At 59.0% G+C, this 16772-nt stretch carries 14 protein-coding genes and 1 pseudogene; 7 read left to right on the top strand and 8 right to left on the bottom strand.

Annotated features, from left to right (window positions below; genetic code table 11):
- Nucleotides 1-98: 98 nt before the first annotated feature.
- Together ACM6IR_RS08625 and ACM6IR_RS08620 are read left to right on the top strand one after the other, a co-directional pair.
- Nucleotides 99-362, top strand: coding sequence for a hypothetical protein (locus ACM6IR_RS08625; RefSeq protein WP_414907321.1), 264 nt, complete (start codon nt 99-101; stop codon nt 360-362).
- 426 nt (nt 363-788) lie between these two features.
- Nucleotides 789-1721 (top strand): DMT family transporter, encoded by a 933-nt coding sequence (locus ACM6IR_RS08620; RefSeq protein WP_414907320.1) that lies wholly within the window; start codon nt 789-791, stop codon nt 1719-1721.
- On the opposite strand, the gene ACM6IR_RS08615 is transcribed toward ACM6IR_RS08620, so the two are convergent.
- Nucleotides 1666-2847, bottom strand: coding sequence for an MFS transporter (locus tag ACM6IR_RS08615; protein ID WP_414907319.1), 1182 nt, complete (start codon nt 2845-2847; stop codon nt 1666-1668). The genes ACM6IR_RS08620 and ACM6IR_RS08615 overlap by 56 nt on opposite strands.
- 103 nt (nt 2848-2950) lie before the next feature.
- Between ACM6IR_RS08615 and ptrR the strand changes: the two genes are divergently transcribed.
- Both ptrR and ACM6IR_RS08605 read left to right on the top strand, forming a co-directional pair.
- A complete protein-coding gene (gene ptrR, locus ACM6IR_RS08610) occupies nt 2951-3844 on the top strand; it encodes a putrescine utilization regulator PtrR (protein WP_414907318.1) in 894 nt (297 codons plus the stop codon).
- Nucleotides 3845-3983: 139 nt separating this feature from the next.
- Nucleotides 3984-4112 (top strand): PA1414 family protein, encoded by a 129-nt coding sequence (locus ACM6IR_RS08605; protein ID WP_007914492.1) that lies wholly within the window; start codon nt 3984-3986, stop codon nt 4110-4112.
- 214 nt (nt 4113-4326) lie between these two features.
- Here ACM6IR_RS08605 and ACM6IR_RS08600 read toward each other — a convergent pair whose 3' ends face one another.
- From ACM6IR_RS08600 to speB, 4 genes and pseudogenes are all read right to left on the bottom strand, one after another.
- Nucleotides 4327-4578: an acyl carrier protein gene (locus ACM6IR_RS08600; RefSeq protein WP_414907317.1), complete on the bottom strand. Its 252-nt coding sequence runs from the start codon at nt 4576-4578 to the stop codon at nt 4327-4329.
- A gap of 184 nt (nt 4579-4762) precedes the next feature.
- Nucleotides 4763-6142 (bottom strand): sodium:solute symporter, encoded by a 1380-nt coding sequence (locus ACM6IR_RS08595; protein ID WP_414907316.1) that lies wholly within the window; start codon nt 6140-6142, stop codon nt 4763-4765.
- A 342-nt stretch (nt 6143-6484) separates the two neighbouring features.
- Nucleotides 6485-6586, bottom strand: a pseudogene (locus tag ACM6IR_RS08590) (DUF4440 domain-containing protein); the annotation flags it as partial.
- A 9-nt stretch (nt 6587-6595) separates the two neighbouring features.
- A complete protein-coding gene (gene speB, locus ACM6IR_RS08585) occupies nt 6596-7546 on the bottom strand; it encodes an agmatinase (protein WP_178129018.1) in 951 nt (316 codons plus the stop codon).
- Nucleotides 7547-7788: 242 nt separating this feature from the next.
- Here speB and ACM6IR_RS08580 point away from each other — a divergent pair, with 242 nt between their 5' ends.
- Together ACM6IR_RS08580 and ACM6IR_RS08575 are read left to right on the top strand one after the other, a co-directional pair.
- A complete protein-coding gene (locus ACM6IR_RS08580; RefSeq protein WP_414907315.1) occupies nt 7789-8685 on the top strand; it encodes a LysR family transcriptional regulator in 897 nt (298 codons plus the stop codon).
- Between the two features lie 14 nt (nt 8686-8699).
- Nucleotides 8700-9296, top strand: a complete 597-nt coding sequence (locus ACM6IR_RS08575) for a tRNA-uridine aminocarboxypropyltransferase (protein ID WP_414907314.1) — start codon at nt 8700-8702, stop codon at nt 9294-9296.
- Between the two features lie 111 nt (nt 9297-9407).
- Here ACM6IR_RS08575 and ACM6IR_RS08570 read toward each other — a convergent pair whose 3' ends face one another.
- The 3 genes from ACM6IR_RS08570 to ACM6IR_RS08560 are packed head-to-tail and all read right to left on the bottom strand — an operon-like array spanning nt 9408 to nt 14333.
- Nucleotides 9408-10787: an HlyD family type I secretion periplasmic adaptor subunit gene (locus ACM6IR_RS08570; protein WP_414907313.1), complete on the bottom strand. Its 1380-nt coding sequence runs from the start codon at nt 10785-10787 to the stop codon at nt 9408-9410.
- A gap of 9 nt (nt 10788-10796) precedes the next feature.
- Nucleotides 10797-12956: a type I secretion system permease/ATPase gene (locus ACM6IR_RS08565; protein ID WP_414907312.1), complete on the bottom strand. Its 2160-nt coding sequence runs from the start codon at nt 12954-12956 to the stop codon at nt 10797-10799.
- Between the two features lie 18 nt (nt 12957-12974).
- Complete coding sequence (locus ACM6IR_RS08560; protein ID WP_414907311.1) at nt 12975-14333, bottom strand: TolC family outer membrane protein; 1359 nt, start codon at nt 14331-14333, stop codon at nt 12975-12977.
- Nucleotides 14334-14929: 596 nt separating this feature from the next.
- On the opposite strand from ACM6IR_RS08560, the gene ACM6IR_RS08555 reads away from it, so the two are divergent.
- The coding region (locus ACM6IR_RS08555; protein ID WP_414907310.1) for a retention module-containing protein at nt 14930-16772 on the top strand (1843 nt) is incomplete at its 3' end.

Here is a 16772-nt window from a genome sequence, read left to right as displayed (position 1 = left end):
CACGATCATCCGCCGATAAATATCGATCGTCATGAATAACTACTGTTTGTTATGTAGAGTGGGTATCAGCGGATATTTTTCTGTCAGAATTGTCGTACATGACTAATTCTAGAGCTGTTGTGTATGCTGAAAATTTCGCAGCTAAGAATTTACTATACTTCCTCTCCACGGAAAGTAACCTGCTGGCGCGGTCAGATGAAACAGGATGTTTCGTTTTTGCAATAGAGATAAATAACGATCTTGGAGTACATTCGGTAACAAAAAATCAAAGTTGCAGCTTGGGTTATTCTCGTGATGAATCCTGGGTTGTCTGCGAAAAGTACTGTCGCAAAAGCCGCCTGGCACAAGCCACTGAGCAGTGAGACACCACCTGCCATTAAATGCTTTGTTAAAAGTCAGGGTGTAATCTTTGCCGGATACAACCTGGTTGCAGTCGAGGGCGCCCTCTAGCCCTGTCCGTGTATGTTTGCGATAAGACGAGCCCCTCGTACTTGATCTTTCGCTAGAGGATTTCGATCCGATTCAACTCTGGGGCTCATTAACGATCAGGGTCTACCCATGACACACCGAAGTCAATACTGATGGAAAGTTGACCATCTTACCCAAGTAAAACTGAAAAGAGCGGGTGCGGTGGTTACGGCCGGATGACGCAATCGGGCATTTAAACGTCATCCAGAGGAGGCAGTTTCTAGCCATCTGGTTAATAATCGACCGCATAATTTTTCGCCCCAGCCTTGCACTGGGGCTTTGCGAGTCACTGCCATGTTTTGTGTGTTTGAGGTCTTCCGGTGAGCGCCACCCGGCGTAACGCCGATGGGTTTGCTCTGCAAGTGATGGTTGGCTTGTGCCTGATCTGGGGCGTTCAACAGGTCATGATCAAGTGGGCGGCGCCTGATATCGCACCTGTCATGCAGGCCGCCGCGCGATCGGGTATTTCCGCATTGCTCGTCGGATTGCTGATCTGCTGGAAGGGCGGCTGGGATCAGGTCGGTCGCACCTGGCGTGGCGGATTGTTGGCCGGTGCTTTATTTGGCCTGGAGTTCTTCTTCATTTCCGAAGGATTGCAGCTGACTACGGCCGCACACATGTCGGTGTTCCTCTACACCGCACCGATTTTCACTGCGTTGGGCGTTCATTGGTTGTTGCCCAGTGAACGTTTAAGGCCCGTCCAATGGCTGGGAATTTTCCTCGCCTTCGTCGGGATCGCCGTCGCGTTTGCCGGTGGGGTGTCCTGGGACAACCTCGATCACCGCATGTTGATGGGCGATGCATTAGGCATACTGGCCGGGGCCTCTTGGGGCGCGACCACGGTGGTGGTGCGTGCTTCGCGCCTGTCGGAAGCACCAGTGACCCTGACGTTGTTCTATCAATTGATTGTGGGGTTCGTCGGTCTGTTGTTGATCGCGATCCTCAGCGGCCAGGTCACCCACGTCAGCCTGACCACCGTCGCGGTGGCCAGTGTCCTGTTTCAGGGACTGGTGGTGTCGTTCTTCAGTTACCTGACCTGGTTCTGGCTGCTACGCCGCTATCTGGCGGCGAACCTGGCAGTGTTTTCATTCATGACACCGTTGTTCGGTGTCACGTTCGGCGTGGTGTTGCTGGGTGAAAAACTGAGCCTCAACTTCATTATCGGCGCGGTGCTGGTGCTTTTAGGTATCACGTTTGTCAGCGCTGAGCAGTGGGTTCGCCGTCGTTTACGCAAAGCCCTCGGGCAATACTGACCGGGCGCAACAACAACCCGCCGGCGATGAACAAACCACTGCCGGCGATCACTAACGCTGGCTGCAACCCTCCACTGAAGTGGCTACTTAAGGCGGCCAGCAACGGTCCGGTGAGTTGGCCCACGGCGAAGCACGCCGTCAGCAATCCCGCATTGCGCTGGGCGGCATGGGGCGCCAACTCCCGGGAGCGTTGCATCACCAGCTGCATGCAGGCCAGGAATGGTGTGCCACACAGGATCACCCCCAACGCCAGGCCCGGCCCGCTGCCCAGCAGGCAGGCGAACACGCCGGCGGCCTGCAGCCATAACGTCGCCATCAGCCAATGACGAGTGCCATCCGGGCGTTGTCGACGCAGACTGACCAGCACCACGCCGATAGCCGACGCCAGCCCGAAGCACGGCCAGAACAGATCGGCCTGCCATTGCCCATGGAACTGCGCATTAGCCATTTGCGAGAGGAAAGTGGCCGGAATGATGTAGCCCAAACCGTATAACCCATAGATCACGCCTAAACGGGCAATGCCTTGATTGCCGGAAGTCGTTGCGGTGGGGACGACAGTCGCAGTCGTGGCAGATTGGGGCAGGAGTGGCAGAATCCCCAGCAGCATCACCAACCCGACGCCGGCATACACCAGCCACAAGGTGGCGGAAGTCTGACCTAGAAGGTTCGAACCCAAGGCCAGCAGTCCTGTCAGAAAAATCCCTAAGCCGGGTCCGGCAAATACCAGAGCGCCCAGTCGCGGACGACCGGCCGCTGCGGCCAGTGGTTGGCTCAACGCCGTGATCATCACCAGCACCCAGGCGCTGGCCACCCCGGTCCCGAAACGCAGCAATAGATGCGACCAGAAACCATTGGCCCAGAACGATGCCAAGGTCAGCAACACGCAGAGCCACAAACCACCCAGCAAACGGCGGCGGACTTGCTCGGGGCGCCGGGAAAACATCGCGTCGATGGCGCCGACGAAGTAACCGAGGTAGTTGGCGGCTGCGATCAGACCGGCGGCGGTCAGGTCGATCTGACCTTCGCTGAGCAAGTGCGGCAGTTGCGGCGTGAGCGCAAAACGCCCGATGCCCATGGCCATCATCAGGGCGATAAAACTGGCGAGTAAGCGAATCAGAGGGGGCATGGTCTGAGTTCCGGCAGAGGATCAATGACCGTCAGGCTAGGACTGATTGACTTTCTTTAAAAATGAATAATAGTGAGTAACTTGTTCTGATTTGGAGAAGATCGTGGAGTTCAGCCAATTGCGGATCTTCCAGGCCGTGGCGCAGGAGGGTTCGATCACGCGTGCTGCCGAACGGTTGCATCGGGTGCCGTCGAACCTGTCGACGCGGCTTAAACAACTTGAAGAACAGCTTGGTGTAGAACTCTTCGTTCGTGAGCGTCAGCGTTTGCAGTTATCACCTGCGGGCAAAGTCCTGCTGGATTACACCGCCAAGCTCTTCGCCTTGCATGACGAAGCCAGTGCGGCCGTTCAAGGCGGGCAACCGGCTGGCGACTTCGTGCTCGGCACCATGTACAGCACGGCCGCCATTCACCTACCAGGGCTGTTGGCGCGCTATCACCGCACTTACCCGGCGGTGAACCTGCAGGTGCAGTCCGGACCCAGCGGCGAATTGCTGGAAGGTTTGCTCACCGGTCGGCTCGACGCGGCATTGGTGGACGGCCCGTTGGAGCTGGCCGGGCTCGATGGCGTGCCACTGTGCGACGAACGGCTGGTGCTGATCAGCGAGGCCGATCACCCGCCGGTGCGCAGCGCTTTGGATGTGGAAGGGCGGTCGGTGTTCACCTTTCGGCAGGGTTGTTCTTACCGGATGCGCCTGGAAGCCTGGTTTGCCCACGATCACGCGGCCATGGGGCGCGCGATGGAGATTGAGTCCTATCCGGGGATGCTTGCCTGTGTGATTGCGGGCTCAGGAGTGGCGCTGATGTCGGAGTCGATGCTCGCCAGTCTGCCGGGCCGTGAAAGCGTGGCGGTGCATCCCTTGGCTGAGCCGTTTGCCAACGCCACAACCTGGCTGATGTGGCGCAAGGGCATGGTCGGGGCCAATCTGAATGCGTGGATCGAACAGCAACAAGCGGTCTATCCGTGCGCAGCGATTCAGGCTCAGGCGATTGCTTGAATTAACGGTCAGGAATTTGGATCGATTCAGTAACAGATCATTGAGGATTTTGGCGAGCATTACGTAGGACTTCGGACTATTATCAGTGCGAAGCGGCTACAGAATTCCGGTCGCTCGGCACTACCCAAAAGGGGGCACCATGAAAGAGAAAATCCAAAACTGGCTGCACGACCTGGGTGTCGCACTCGGTTTGATCGAACCGCCTCTGCAACCTGTGCCTATTCGCACTGACGACGAACAACGCCGACGCCAGCAGCGCCGCCGGTAATCGCGCCCACCCATAGTTGTAGCAGCTGCCGAGCACCGCGAGGCTGCGTTCGGCGAGGGCCGCGTTCGGACGGAGCCGTCGTGAAATCAGGCGGCGCGGTGTATCAGGAAAATCCTGCATGGTGGGTTTATGACTGCTTCGTCCGAACGCGGCCCGAGCCTCGCGGTGCTCGGCAGCTGCTACAGGGGAATGCGCGATTTTAAGGGGGGCAAACTCAATGCCGCCCGATCGCTAGCAAAAACCGACTCAAGTCATTGGCCGTCGTCGCGGTCTTGAGCATTTGATCTTCTTCTGCCGTAAATGCTGTCAACCCTAGCTGATCCTCCAGATGGAAGATCAGCTCCTCGATATCTTCTTTATCCAATCCCAACTGCGCGAGGCTCGTGTTGTCGTCAAAGTCATCCTGACTTTCCAGCAAACGGCTGATAAAGCGATGCACGGCGGCACGAACGGCGGCTCTTTTCATGGTCAATCTTCGAGGGCGTTATTGTTGTTGTCCCTGCGTGTGAGTACAGCAGGCTCCAGCCGTGCTGGTGTTGCCACTGGTCAAGCTGACGATTTTCATCAGCACTTTCCTTCAGGCGAAAAAAAACGGGTGTGGCAACCGACGCCACACCCGCCGAAGAAAACATCAAATTGTTATGTTCAGCTTACGCGGCGCTAGCCACCAGCGCCGTGCGGCGGGACAGCAGGCTGACGAGCACGAAGCTCACCAGGCCTACGCCGAGGCTGTAGTAGATCGGGGTGTTGGCATCCAGACCATCCTTGAACATGAACACCAGCGCCGTGGCAAAGCCCATACCCATGCTGGCGATAGCACCGGCGGTGGTTGCGCGTTTCCAGAAAATCGCACCCATCAGCGGGATCAGCATGCCGCCCACCAGCAGGTTGTAGGCCAGGGTCAGGGCGCTGATGACGTCATTCACCACCAGGGCGATACCGAGCACAACGAAACCGGTCAGCAGGGTGAACAGGCGGTTGAGGCCCAGGGTCGATTGTTTGCCTCCGCGCAGTTTCGGCAGCAGGTCTTCGGTCAGGGTGGTGGAAGCGGCCAGCAAGCCAGCGCTGGCGGTGGACATCATCGCAGCCAGTGCAGCAGCGATCACCAGGCCACGAATACCATCCGGAAGGGACAGTTTGACGATGGCGGCGAAGGCATTGTTGACGTTGTCCAGATCCGGAATCAGCACGTGAGCAGCCATGCCGATCAGGGCGCAGGCCAGGCCGTAAAGGATGCAGTAAAGCCCGGCAAAGGTACCGGCATACTGAGCGATTTTAGCGGTCTTGACGGTGAACACGCGCTGCCAGATGTCCTGGCCAATCAGGATCCCGAAGAAGTAGATCATGAAGTAGGTGATGATGGTGTCCCAACCGATGGTGGTGAAGCTGAAGGCGGTCGCCGGCAGTTTCATCACCAATTCATCCCAGCCGCCGACGCGGTACAGGCAAATTGGCAACAGGATGAACATCAGGCCTACGGTTTTGATCACGAACTGGACGATGTCGGTCAGGGTCAGGGACCACATGCCGCCGATCGCCGAGTAGACCACCACCACGCCACCGCCCAACAGCACAGACATCCAGAACGGCAAGCCGAACAGCACTTGCAGCACGGTGCCGATCGCCAGGATGGAGGTCACGCCAATCATCAGTGCGTAGGCCAGCATGATTGCCGCGCTCGCGGAGCGGGCCATCGGGTTGTAGCGTTTTTCCAGCACTTGGGTGACGGTGAAGATTTTCAGCTTCAGCAGCGGCTTGGCGAGGAACAGGTTCAGCGCCACGATCCCGCAGCCCAGTGCGGCGCACAGCCAGAAACCAGAGATGCCGTGGACGTAGCCCAGACGCACAGTACCGACGGTGGACGCGCCACCCAGAACGGTAGCGGCCATGGTGCCCATGTAAAGCGTCGGGCCGAGGTTACGACCGGCGACCAAGTAATCTTCGTTGGTCTTGGCTTTGCGCATGCCGAAGTAACCAAGCACCAGCATCGCGGCGGCGTAAATGAGAACGACGAATAAATCCAATGCCATGATGGCGTGTCTCCAATTGTCTTTTTTATGGTGAGGCAAAGTTGCAATGAGGCAATGAAACCGTTTTTTGTCGCGAAGGAACTCGCTCCCGCTGGCTGCGAGTCAGCCCCAAAACCCGCAGTCGAGTTTCGTCAGGAGAATCTCACTGGCCTGTTTTGCAACGGTTGCGCAGCCGAGCGGGGGCAAGCTTCCTCGCCACAGAGGTGCCGTTTATCACTGTTTTTTTTTGAATAAGGCGACGTGTCGCAGCACCGGTTTGCCGAGAGAACCCGTACCGTTACTGCGTACATCGTCAGGGGCGAATACTCGCGGTTCGTTCGCTGTCCGGGATCTGTTCGACTACACGAAGCTCGCATCGGCGCCGAAGCAGGCTTCGCGATCGTTACGTGCAAAGGCTGCCACCCGATCGGCGGCAGCTTGCAAGACCTGATCACGTCCGCTCATGGCCGATTCTCAGCGATGGACAACACCAGGCAGTACGCAGAGCATTTCGTACAGCAGGTTGGCCGCCAGCAGCGAGGTGTTGCCGGTGGTGTCATAAGCGGGCGAGACTTCTACCAGGTCGCAGCCGACCAGATCGAGGCCTTGGCAGCCGCGAACGATCTCAATCGCCTGAATGGTCGTCAGACCGCCGATTTCCGGGGTGCCGGTACCTGGCGCCCAGGCTGGGTCGATGCCGTCGATGTCGAAACTCAGGTACACCGGACCGCCACCGACTTTCTCGCGAACTTCAGCCATCAATGGCGCCAGGGATTTGTGCCAGCACTCTTCGGCCTGAACCACACGGAAACCTTGATTGCGGCTCCAGTTGAAGTCGTCAGCGGTGTAGCCCTGTGCGCGCAGACCGATTTGCACAACGCGGTCCGGGTCCAGAAGACCTTCTTCGACAGCGCGACGGAACGTGGTGCCGTGGGCAATTTTCTCGCCGAACATGTGATCGTTCACATCGGCGTGAGCATCGATGTGCACCAGGCCGACTTTGCCGTGCTTTTTATGGATGGCACGCAGGATCGGCAGGGTGATGGTGTGGTCGCCGCCCAGCGTCAGCGGGATCACATCGTGTTCAAGGATATTGTCGTAGGACTCTTCGATGATCCGTACGGCGTCCAGCAGGTTGAAGGTGTTGATCGCCACGTCACCGATATCGGCGACCGACAGCGAGTCGAACGGGGCGGCGCCGGTGGCCATGTTGTACGGGCGAATCATCACGGATTCAGCGCGGATTTCACGAGGCCCGAAACGGGTGCCCGGACGCAGCGAGGTGCCGATGTCGAGCGGAACGCCAATAAAGGCAGCATCCAGGCCGGCAGCGGTTGGAAGGTGGGGGAGTCGCATCATGGTGGCGATGCCGCCGAAGCGCGGCATTTCATTGCCGCCCAGTGGTTGGTGAAGAATCTTGTCCACGGGTAGGGCCTCATCGTCGTTGTTTTATTTATGTTGGTTACACCGGTCGCAGAGACACGGGCACCATTGGGGTCAATTCTGCGAAATGTGGTGTCCGGGAAGAATCGCTAGGGGCAAATACTTAGTTCAGATTTTTCTAAACTAATGGCGGGAGCAGAGATAGACTTGCAGGGTTTCCTGTAGCAGGCTCGGCAGCTGCTACATGACTCAACACCTGAATGTGTTTTTGCTGGAGCCCCCCAATGGCCAACGCTTTACCCGACCTGAAACTATTGCGTATCTTCGTCAGCGTAGTGCGCCATCAGGGATTCGCCAACGCCCAGCAAGAGCTCAACCTCTCGACCTCGGCTATCAGCACCTACATGAGCCAGCTCGAATCGACGCTCGGCCTGGTGCTCTGCCATCGCGGCCGGGGCGGTTTCAGCCTGACCAGCAAGGGCGAATTGTTCCATCAGGAGACCTTGCGCCTGCTGGGTGAACTCGAAGGCTTCGAGCAATACGCCGCCGCCCTCAAGGGCGAGTTACGCGGCACGCTGAACCTGGGTGTGATCGACTCCACCGTCAGCGACAAGGCCCTGCCGTTCGCCGAAGCCATCGGTGCCTACAGCCAGGAGCACCCGGCCGTGCATTTGCACTTGTCGGTCATGAGCCCTTACGAACTGCAACTCGGCGTGCAGGACAATCGCCTCGACCTGGCCATCGGTGCGTTTTCCACGCGTATGAGTGGTCTGGTCTACATGCCGCTGTACCGCGAACAACACTGGCTGTATTGCAGCAGTCGCCATCCATTGTTCACCGAACGGCGCATACCTGAGCAAGTCATCACCCAGCAGCGCATGGTTGGCCGTGGTTACTGGAGTCAGGCCGAACTGGCACGGCACGGTTTCAAGCACAGCGCCGCGACGGTGGAAAGTATGGAGGCACAGCTGATTCTGGTGCTGTCCGGCGCTTACATCGGTTATCTACCGGAGCACTATGCTCAGTCCTGGGCGGACAGGGGCGATTTGCGCGTGCTACTGCCGGCGACCTTTGGTTATCAGGCGCCGTTTTCAATGATCGTGCGTCGTGGCCGCAGCCGCGAGCCGCTGATCCAGACCTTTCGCGACCTGCTTAAAGCACAACTGAACCAGGCGGCTTAAAGGAAAAGGAAGCGATGTCCCGAATTCAATGTTCCCGGTGTCTGCGCCCGCAATCCCATTGCCTGTGCCCACTGATTCCGAGCCTCGACAGTCGCACCCGGGTGTTGCTGTTGCAGCATCCGAGCGAAGTGAACCATGCGCTGAACACTGCGCGGCTGGCAGCCTTGGGGTTGAAAAATGCCGAGTTGATCGTTGGCGAAGTGTTCGAGGAACTGCCAACGCTGTTGAATCAGGCAGGCTATCAGGCGCGGCTGCTGTTTCCTGCCGATGAGGCTCAGCCGTTGCAGGCCTATGCCGCCACCGATGAGCCCTTGCTGCTGGTCGTTCCGGACGGCACATGGCGCAAGGCACGCAAAATGTTGCACCTTAATCCGCTGCTGGCAGCGTTGCCCAGAGTGACGTTGGCCGAGGGTGCGGTGTCGCGTTATCGATTGCGTAAGGCGCCCGGGCCAGGTGCGTTGTCGACGGTGGAGGCGATTGTTCAGGCGTTGCAGACGCTTGAAGCACCGATGACCTTTGAACCCTTGCTAAAACCCTTCGAGGCGTTGATCGAAGGGCAGATTGCGGCGATGGGGGAGGAGATCTACCGGCGTAATCATGGGCCGAAATAGTCGGTGTTTGTGATGATCTCTTCGCGAGCAGGCTCGCTCCCACAGGAGCAGTGGTGGGAGCGAGCCTGCTCGCGAATGCAGTGGAACCATCACAGCAAACGCCAGCCGGACTTATCGTTCGCGCATCGCCTCGGTCCGGGCTTTCAGCACCGGTTTCAACAGGTAATCCAACACACTTTTCTCCCCGGTAATAATGTCCACCGTCGCCACCATCCCCGGAATGATCAGCAACGGTTTCACATCCCCACCCAAGTGGTTTTTATCAGTGCGAACCTGAATCAGATAAAAGCTGTTGCCCTTGTCATCCGTTATCGTGTCCGCCCCGATCAACTCGAGCTTGGCACTCAACCCGCCATAAATCGTGTAGTCGTAAGCACTGAACTTGACCATCGCTTTCTGCCCCGGATGCAGGAACGCTACATCCTGTGGCCGCACCTTGGCCTCGATCAGCAAATTGTCTTCCAGGGGCACGATTTCCACCATGTCGCTGCCTGGCTGAACCACGCCGCCGATGGTGTTGACCTTGAGCACCTTGATAATGCCGTGCACCGGCGAGACCACCGTGGTGCGAGTCACGCGGTCGTCGATGGCGATGCTCGAGGCGGTGATTTTCGACAGGTCCGTGCGTTTCTCGTTCAGCTCTTTCGCCGCGTCCGAGCGGAAGGATTGTTCTGACTCGTCAATCTTGCTCTTGATCTCGTTAATCGCCGATTCCGCCCGGGGAATCGCCAGCGTCGTGGCATCCAGCGAGCCGCGAATCTCCACGGCGCTGCGCTTGAGTCGCAGGATTTCCACCGGTGAAACCGCCCCGGTGCTCACCAGCGGCGTGGACATGTTCATCTCCTGCTGCAAGAGCGCCAGACTGGAACTGAACTGACTCTGTTTGGAGCGGAATTCCGCCAGCTCCTGGGTTTTTTGCCGAAGTTGTTCACTCAGTGTGCGCTGCTCACTGGCTAATCGACGCTGGCGTTGGTCGTACAGCGAGCGTTCGTCTTCCGCCACTTGCGGGGCTTTGGCGATGACTTCAGTCGATAACTTGAAGGGGCGCCCCTCTGCTTCGGCCGACAAGCGTTCGACCTGGGCCGTCAGCGCATAACGATCCGCCTCGCTTTCGCCTTTATTTGACAGGAAGCGCGTGTCATCCAGGCGCAGCAACGTATCGCCCTTATTCACCATTTGCCCTTCGCGCACGAAGATTTCGGTGACAATGCCGCCCTCCAGGTTCTGGATCACCTGAACCTTGCTCGACGGAATCGCCTTGCCTTCGCCCATGGTGACTTCCTGCAGCACGGCGAACTTGGCCCAGACTAGCGCGCTGATAATCAGCCCGGCAGCGAGCCACACAGTGATCCGCGACCAGCGCGGGGAGTCCTGCAACGCCGCGCCAGCGGTTTCCGGCATGAATTCGCTTTCGGCGCTTTTTCTGAAGCTGCCAAAATAGCCTCGTTTCTTCGAATTAGAGTTCGAGGCGTCGGACGATGAACGGGCCATGGGTAGCTCCTAGACAGCCGCAGAGCCGACCCGGCCCTTGCGCAGTGCATCGATGACCGATTCTTTCGGACCGTCGGCGACGATCCGTCCGTTGTCCAGCACTACCAGTCGATCCACCAGGCTGAGCATCGACGTACGGTGAGTGACCAGTAGCACGGTTTTGCCCTGGACCCAGCTGTGCAGTTTTTGCCGCAGAACGTCTTCGCTGCTGTTGTCCATGGCGCTGGTCGGTTCGTCGAGGAGCAGGATCGGCGGGTCCAGTAACATGGCCCGGGCCAGCAATACGGCCTGGCGTTGGCCTCCGGAGAGCAATTGTCCGCGTTCGCCGACGGGCCGATCAAAACCTTGCGGGTGTTGACGGGCCAGCTCGGTGACGCCGGTCAGTTCCGCGACTTCGAGCATGCGCGAATCGCTGATGTAGCGCGCACCGAGGGTCAGGTTGTCGCGCAGGCTGCCGGCCAGCAGTGGCAGGTCGTGAGCGACGTAACCGATCTGCTGGCGCAGGTCGGCGACATCGAGCTGGCGCAGATCCAGGCCATCGAGCAACAGCTGACCTTCTTCCGGCGCATAGAACCCCATCACCAGTCGTGCCAGGGTGCTTTTGCCCGAACCGCTGCGACCGATAATGCCGATCCGTTCCCCGGGATTTACGCTGAAACTGACATTAGCCAGCGCCGGCGCGCTCTGGCCGGTGTAGTGGAACGTCACGCCGCTGACGTCCAGCGCGCCTTGCAGTTGCGTGCGCTCCAGTGGCCGTTGTCTGGCGTCGCGCTCTTGTGGCAACCCCATCAATGCATCGGTGCTTTTCATGGTCAGTTGCGCTTGCTGGTAACGGGTGATCAGCCCGGCAATCTGCCCCAGCGGTGCGAGCACGCGGCTGCCGAGCATGTAAGTCGCCACCAGCGCGCCGACGCTGAGATTACCGGCGATGATGCTGTAGACCCCGGCGACAATGGTCGCCATGCCCGAAAATTGCTGGATGAACAGCGTGCCGTTGGTGGCCACCGCCGAGAGGTTGCGCGCGTGGCTGTCGAGGCGGGTGAGCGCGCCGTGGGTGCTCTCCCATTTGTGCTGACGTTCGCTTTCGGCGCTGCACGCCTTGAGGGTTTCCAGGCCACCGAGGGTTTCGATCAGCAGGGCCTGGCGTTCGGCGCCGAGGCTGAGGCTTTTCTGTACGGTGTCGCGCAGGCGAACCTGAATCACCATCGCAAAGATAATCGTGATCGGAAACGCCAACAGCGGAATCACCACCAGCCAACCGCCGAGCAGACCGATCACCAGCAGTATCAGCACGGCGAAGGGCAGGTCGATCAGGCTGGTCAGGGTCACGGCGGTGAGGAATTCGCGCAGGCCCTGGAAGTCGTGAATGCTTTGGGCGAAACCGCCGATGGTTGCCGGTCGTGCTTTCATGGCCATGCCGGTGATGCGTTCGAACAACGTGGCGGAAAGAATGACATCGGTCTTCTTCCCGGCGGTGTCCAGCAAGTGCGCGCGCACGACCCGCAGCGCCAGTTCGAACCCGGTGCCAATCAGCAAGCCGATGGACAACACCCACAAGGTCGATGTGGCCTGGTTCGGCACCACCCGGTCATAGGTCTGCATCACAAACAGGGGCACCATCAGCCCCAGCAGGTTGATCAGGAAACTCGCCAGGATCGCATCGCCATATAGCCATTTCGACAGCTTCAGGGTGTCGCGGAACCAGGCCTCTACGCGCGGCACCAGCGGCGAGCGCAAGTCTTCGAGTTCGTGGCGTGGCCGGGCGAACAAGGCCTGGCCGCTGTAGTTTTCGGCCAGCTCTGCACGGCTGACCCATTGTTCGCCGCCATCGGCTTCGCTGGGCAGAATCTGCAACTGATCGTCATCGCCAAAGCGTCGCAGGACGGCGGTTCGACCGTTGTTGAGGATCAGTAATACGGGCAGGTTGAGGGCAGAAATGTCCGCCAGTTCACGGCGCAGCAATCGCGCCTGCAAGCTCGCACGGGCCGCTGCGCGCGGCAGCAAGTCCAGGCTCAAACGTTGTTTGTTCAGGGGCAGGCCGGCACTCAGGCTGGCGCGACTGACCGTCGCGCCGTGGAGTTTGCAGAGAATCAACAGACCGTCCAGAAGCGGGTCATCAAAGCTCAGACGCGGGTCGACACCGATGTTGCCGGGTTCCATGCTGGTCAAATTGGTCACTCCATTGCACTACTTCAGTTCCGGCAACCGGGCTTCGCTTTTCACTTCGGCCTGGGGGATCGCATCGGCGGGCAGCACGACCCGTTGTTTGCTCAGCAACTGCCCCATGTTTGCCAGTACGCGGTACATCGAGTATTCCTCGGTGTAGAGCACTTCGGTGTAGCGGCGGTTGGCGTTATAGAGTTCGTTTTCACTGTCCAGCAGGTCGAGAAGGGTTCGTTGGCCAAGGCCGAACTGATCCTGATACGCCACCCTTACGCGTTTACTGGTCTCCGCGTATTCGCGGGCGGTCGGGGTTTGTTTTTTCGCGTTGACCATGGCGTTCCAGGCCAGGTGGATATTCTCGTTGAGTTGGCGCAGGGCATTATTGCGGATGTCCATCGCCTGGTTGATTTGGTGTGCATCGGAGGCCAGGCGTGCCTTGTCGCTGCCACCGCGAAACAGGTTGTAGTTCATCACGATGCCGACTCGCCATTCGTTGTCGTGGCCTACGTCACCCTGCACGTTGTTGTTCGCCCCCACCGCGGCTTCGGCGTCAAAACGCGGGTAGAACGGCGACTTGGCGACCTCGTACTGACTCTCGGCCGATTGCACATCAGCCTGGGCGGATTTCAGGTATGGGTTGTTTTCCACCATGCTTTGCTGGGCTTCTTGCAGGGTGGCAGGCAGTTCGCCACGGGTCGAAGGCGGTGTTTCGAGTTCATCGGGCAGGCGCCCAACGACGGCGGAGAAATTCGACTCGGCGTCGGCCAGATCGACTTCGGCGGTGTCGAGGTTATTCTCCGCCAGTGCCCGGCGAGCAGCCGACTGATCGGCGTCGGCACGGCTGCCGATGCCGCGTTGGGTACGCAGGCCGATCTGGTCGTTGACTCGCAGGTGGGCTTGCAGGTTGTTCTTGGCCAGGGTCACGAGTTCGCGGCGCTTGAGCACTTCGAGGTAGACCTCGATGGTGCGCAGGGCCAGGTCCTGAGCGGTGCCTTGAGCGTAATAGGCCCGGGAGTTGACCACGCCTTTGGTGCGTTCGACTTCGTTGGACGTATGGAAACCATCGAAGAGCATCTGCCGCAGGCGCAATTCCGATAGGGTGTAGTTCAGGGTTTCGGTGTGGTGATTGCCCAAGGCACGGGTATTGGTGTTATCGCTGTACCCGCGCCCGTAAGAGGCATTGAGATCAACCGACGGATAAAAGCCCCCCTTGGCGACTTTCACTTCCTCATCGGCCGAGAGGCGGCTGTCCACGCGCGACGCCAGCTCCGGGTGTGTCGCGATGGTGTTCTGGATCGCTTCTGTCAAAGACATGGCTTGAACCGGAGACGCACAGGCCATGGCCAGCAGAATCGCACTGCATAGGGGAGTCAAATGCCGCATGGGTGTATCTCCCTGAAGTCCTAAAGGTACATTATAGTTCGCCAATTATTTGACGGTATTTATAGGTAAAGTCATTTCAAGTTTCTAACAAGAGAGCTAAGAACATTTTAGAGAAAACCTAAGAACTAATATTCATAAGCTTATTTCAAAAAAAACTTATGCGCTCTGCAATTTCCAGCACATTGTTCAATTCGAAAGCCCTTGATTTACGAGCCTTTGGGAGCTCATGGGGGTTAAAAAAAGTTCAATCCACTTATTGGCATAGGGCGGAGAAGTGCTGGAGGGGAGGGACGCGGAACGGGTTTTGAGTGACGGTTTTCTGTCACGGTGGTGCTTCAGAACCGTTACGCATTGCTCGCAGGGCAAGTTGTTTTGGAAAGTGGATCCCGATGCCATTGATTGCATAGGGTTTTATCCCAACCGGACAAGCAGTCCGCGAGTGCCATGTTTGGCGAGGACGTCGCCAAGGTTGCGGTTGACTTCAAAAAACTGCGCCTCTGGGGGAAGACGACTTGCCGGGCAACCTGCTTGAGCCATGAGCACGTTCTTCGCAAAAAACAGGACGCCGACAGCAGTTGGCAGCGGAGGAAATGCACATGGCAATGCTCATCGGTATCGTCAGTAAAGTCATTGGTCAGGTGTTCGCAGTCGCGAGCGATGGCACCCGACGCGCCTTGATCGAGGGGGACCGGTTGTTCGCCAGCGATCAACTGGTTACCGGGGCTGAAGGCGCAGTGGCGGTGCATCTGCAAAATGGCCAGGAACTGACGCTCGGGCGCGACAGCAATCTGCAAATGAATTCGCAACTGCTCGCGCATCAGACGCCACACGTAGTCGCATCTGAAGCGGTCACGCCGAGCGAAGCGCAACTGACCGATGTCCAGCAACTGCAAAAAGCCATCGCAGCCGGCGCCGACCCGACCCAGACCGGCGAAGCCACGGCGGCGGGGCCTGATGCGCCCGGGGCCCCCGGTGGCGCATTGGGTGGCGGTCACAGTTTTGTGATGCTGGAAGAAGTGGGCGGGCACATCGATCCTGCGATCGGTTTCCCTACGGCCGGGTTTGGCGGCATTCCTGAACTCCCTGAAGAGCGCCACAACGCCGATATCAACGGCAACACCCCAGCGGCAGGCGTTGTGCCAGACGTTGTGCCAGATGTGGTTGCAGGCGTGGTGCCAGACGCTGTGCCAAGCGTGGTGCCAGCCGTTGTTCCAGCCGTTGTTCCAGCCGTTGTTCCAGGCGTGGTGCCACCGGTTGTGGTCAACCATCCGGTCACCCTCGGCGGTCTCGGCGGTGAGTTGACCCTCAACGAGGCCAATCTGCCCGATGGCTCGGCCAGCAATCCTTCGGCCCTGACCCAAAGCGGCACCTTCACCGTGGCGGCCCCTGACGGTTTGCTGACTCTCAACATCGGCGGCATCAGTGTGATGAGCGGCGGTGTGGCCGCAGGCTTTCCACATTCGATCACAACTCAGTTGGGCAATACCCTGACCGTCACCGGCTACAACCCGGCGACCGGCATGGTGAGTTACAGCTATACGCTCAACGTCAACGAAACCCATTCAGCCGGTGACGGCACGAATAACCTCATCGAACAATTCAGCGTGGTTGCCGGAGACCGCAATGGTGATACCGCCACAAGTTCGCTGGACATCAACATCACCGACGACGTGCCCAAAGCGGTCGATGACGGCAACGCCATTACCGCCACGCCAACAGCCCTGACGCTGGAAGGCAATGTGCTGACCAACGACGTGCAGGGTGCAGACCGCGTCCCCACCGGGCCGGACTCGGGACCGATTACGGCGGGCACCTTCACCGGCACTTATGGCACTTTGGTGCTCAATGCCAACGGCACGTATACCTACACCCTGAACACCAGCAGTGCCGACTTCAACGCGTTGCACGACGGCGGCAGCGGCACCGAGAAGTTCACCTACACCCTGACCGATGCCGACGGCGATACCAGCACCGCCACCTTGCAGCTGAACATCCATAACAGCCCGGTGACCCTCAACGGCCTCGACGTCCAGGGCGGCGAGCTGACGGTCTACGAGAAAAACCTCACCTCCGGCAGCGAGCCCAACGCACCGGCCCTGACCCAGACCGGCACCTTCACCGTCAGCGCGCCGGACGGCCTGCAAACCCTGACCGTGGGTGGCGTTGCGGTGATCAGTGGCGGCATGGCAGCCAGCTTCCCGCAATCGGCCGCCACCGACCACGGCGCCACCTTCACAGTCACCGGTTACAACCCGGTCACGGGCGTGGTGAGCTACAGCTACACCCTGAACTACAGCGACACGCATCCGACCGGCAACGGCGCCAACAGCATTTCCGAGAACATCCACGTCGTCGCCACCGATGCCGATGGCAGTACCGCGCACGGGCAAATCAACGTCAACATCGTCGATGACGTGCCGACTGCGCATGCCGATGTCA

Origin of the sequence: Pseudomonas sp. IT-P253, assembly GCF_949768125.1 — a bacterium.
Lineage (GTDB): Bacteria > Pseudomonadota > Gammaproteobacteria > Pseudomonadales > Pseudomonadaceae > Aquipseudomonas.
The sequence above is the reverse complement of the archived record's forward strand: the minus strand, read 5'-3'. Positions and strand labels throughout refer to the sequence as shown.

Bases quoted from the DNA above. Each gene is read 5' to 3' on its own strand.
- ACM6IR_RS08625 (WP_414907321.1), top strand. From the start codon at position 99: ATGACTAATTCTAGAGCTGTTGTGTATGCTGAAAATTTCGCAGCTAAG.
- ACM6IR_RS08615 (WP_414907319.1), bottom strand. From the start codon at position 2,847: ATGCCCCCTCTGATTCGCTTACTCGCCAGTTTTATCGCCCTGATGATG.
- ACM6IR_RS08605 (WP_007914492.1), top strand. From the start codon at position 3,984: ATGAAAGAGAAAATCCAAAACTGGCTGCACGACCTGGGTGTCGCACTC.
- ACM6IR_RS08600 (WP_414907317.1), bottom strand. From the start codon at position 4,578: ATGAAAAGAGCCGCCGTTCGTGCCGCCGTGCATCGCTTTATCAGCCGT.
- ACM6IR_RS08595 (WP_414907316.1), bottom strand. From the start codon at position 6,142: ATGGCATTGGATTTATTCGTCGTTCTCATTTACGCCGCCGCGATGCTG.
- ACM6IR_RS08580 (WP_414907315.1), top strand. From the start codon at position 7,789: ATGGCCAACGCTTTACCCGACCTGAAACTATTGCGTATCTTCGTCAGC.
- ACM6IR_RS08575 (WP_414907314.1), top strand. From the start codon at position 8,700: ATGTCCCGAATTCAATGTTCCCGGTGTCTGCGCCCGCAATCCCATTGC.
- ACM6IR_RS08570 (WP_414907313.1), bottom strand. From the start codon at position 10,787: ATGGCCCGTTCATCGTCCGACGCCTCGAACTCTAATTCGAAGAAACGA.
- ACM6IR_RS08560 (WP_414907311.1), bottom strand. From the start codon at position 14,333: ATGCGGCATTTGACTCCCCTATGCAGTGCGATTCTGCTGGCCATGGCC.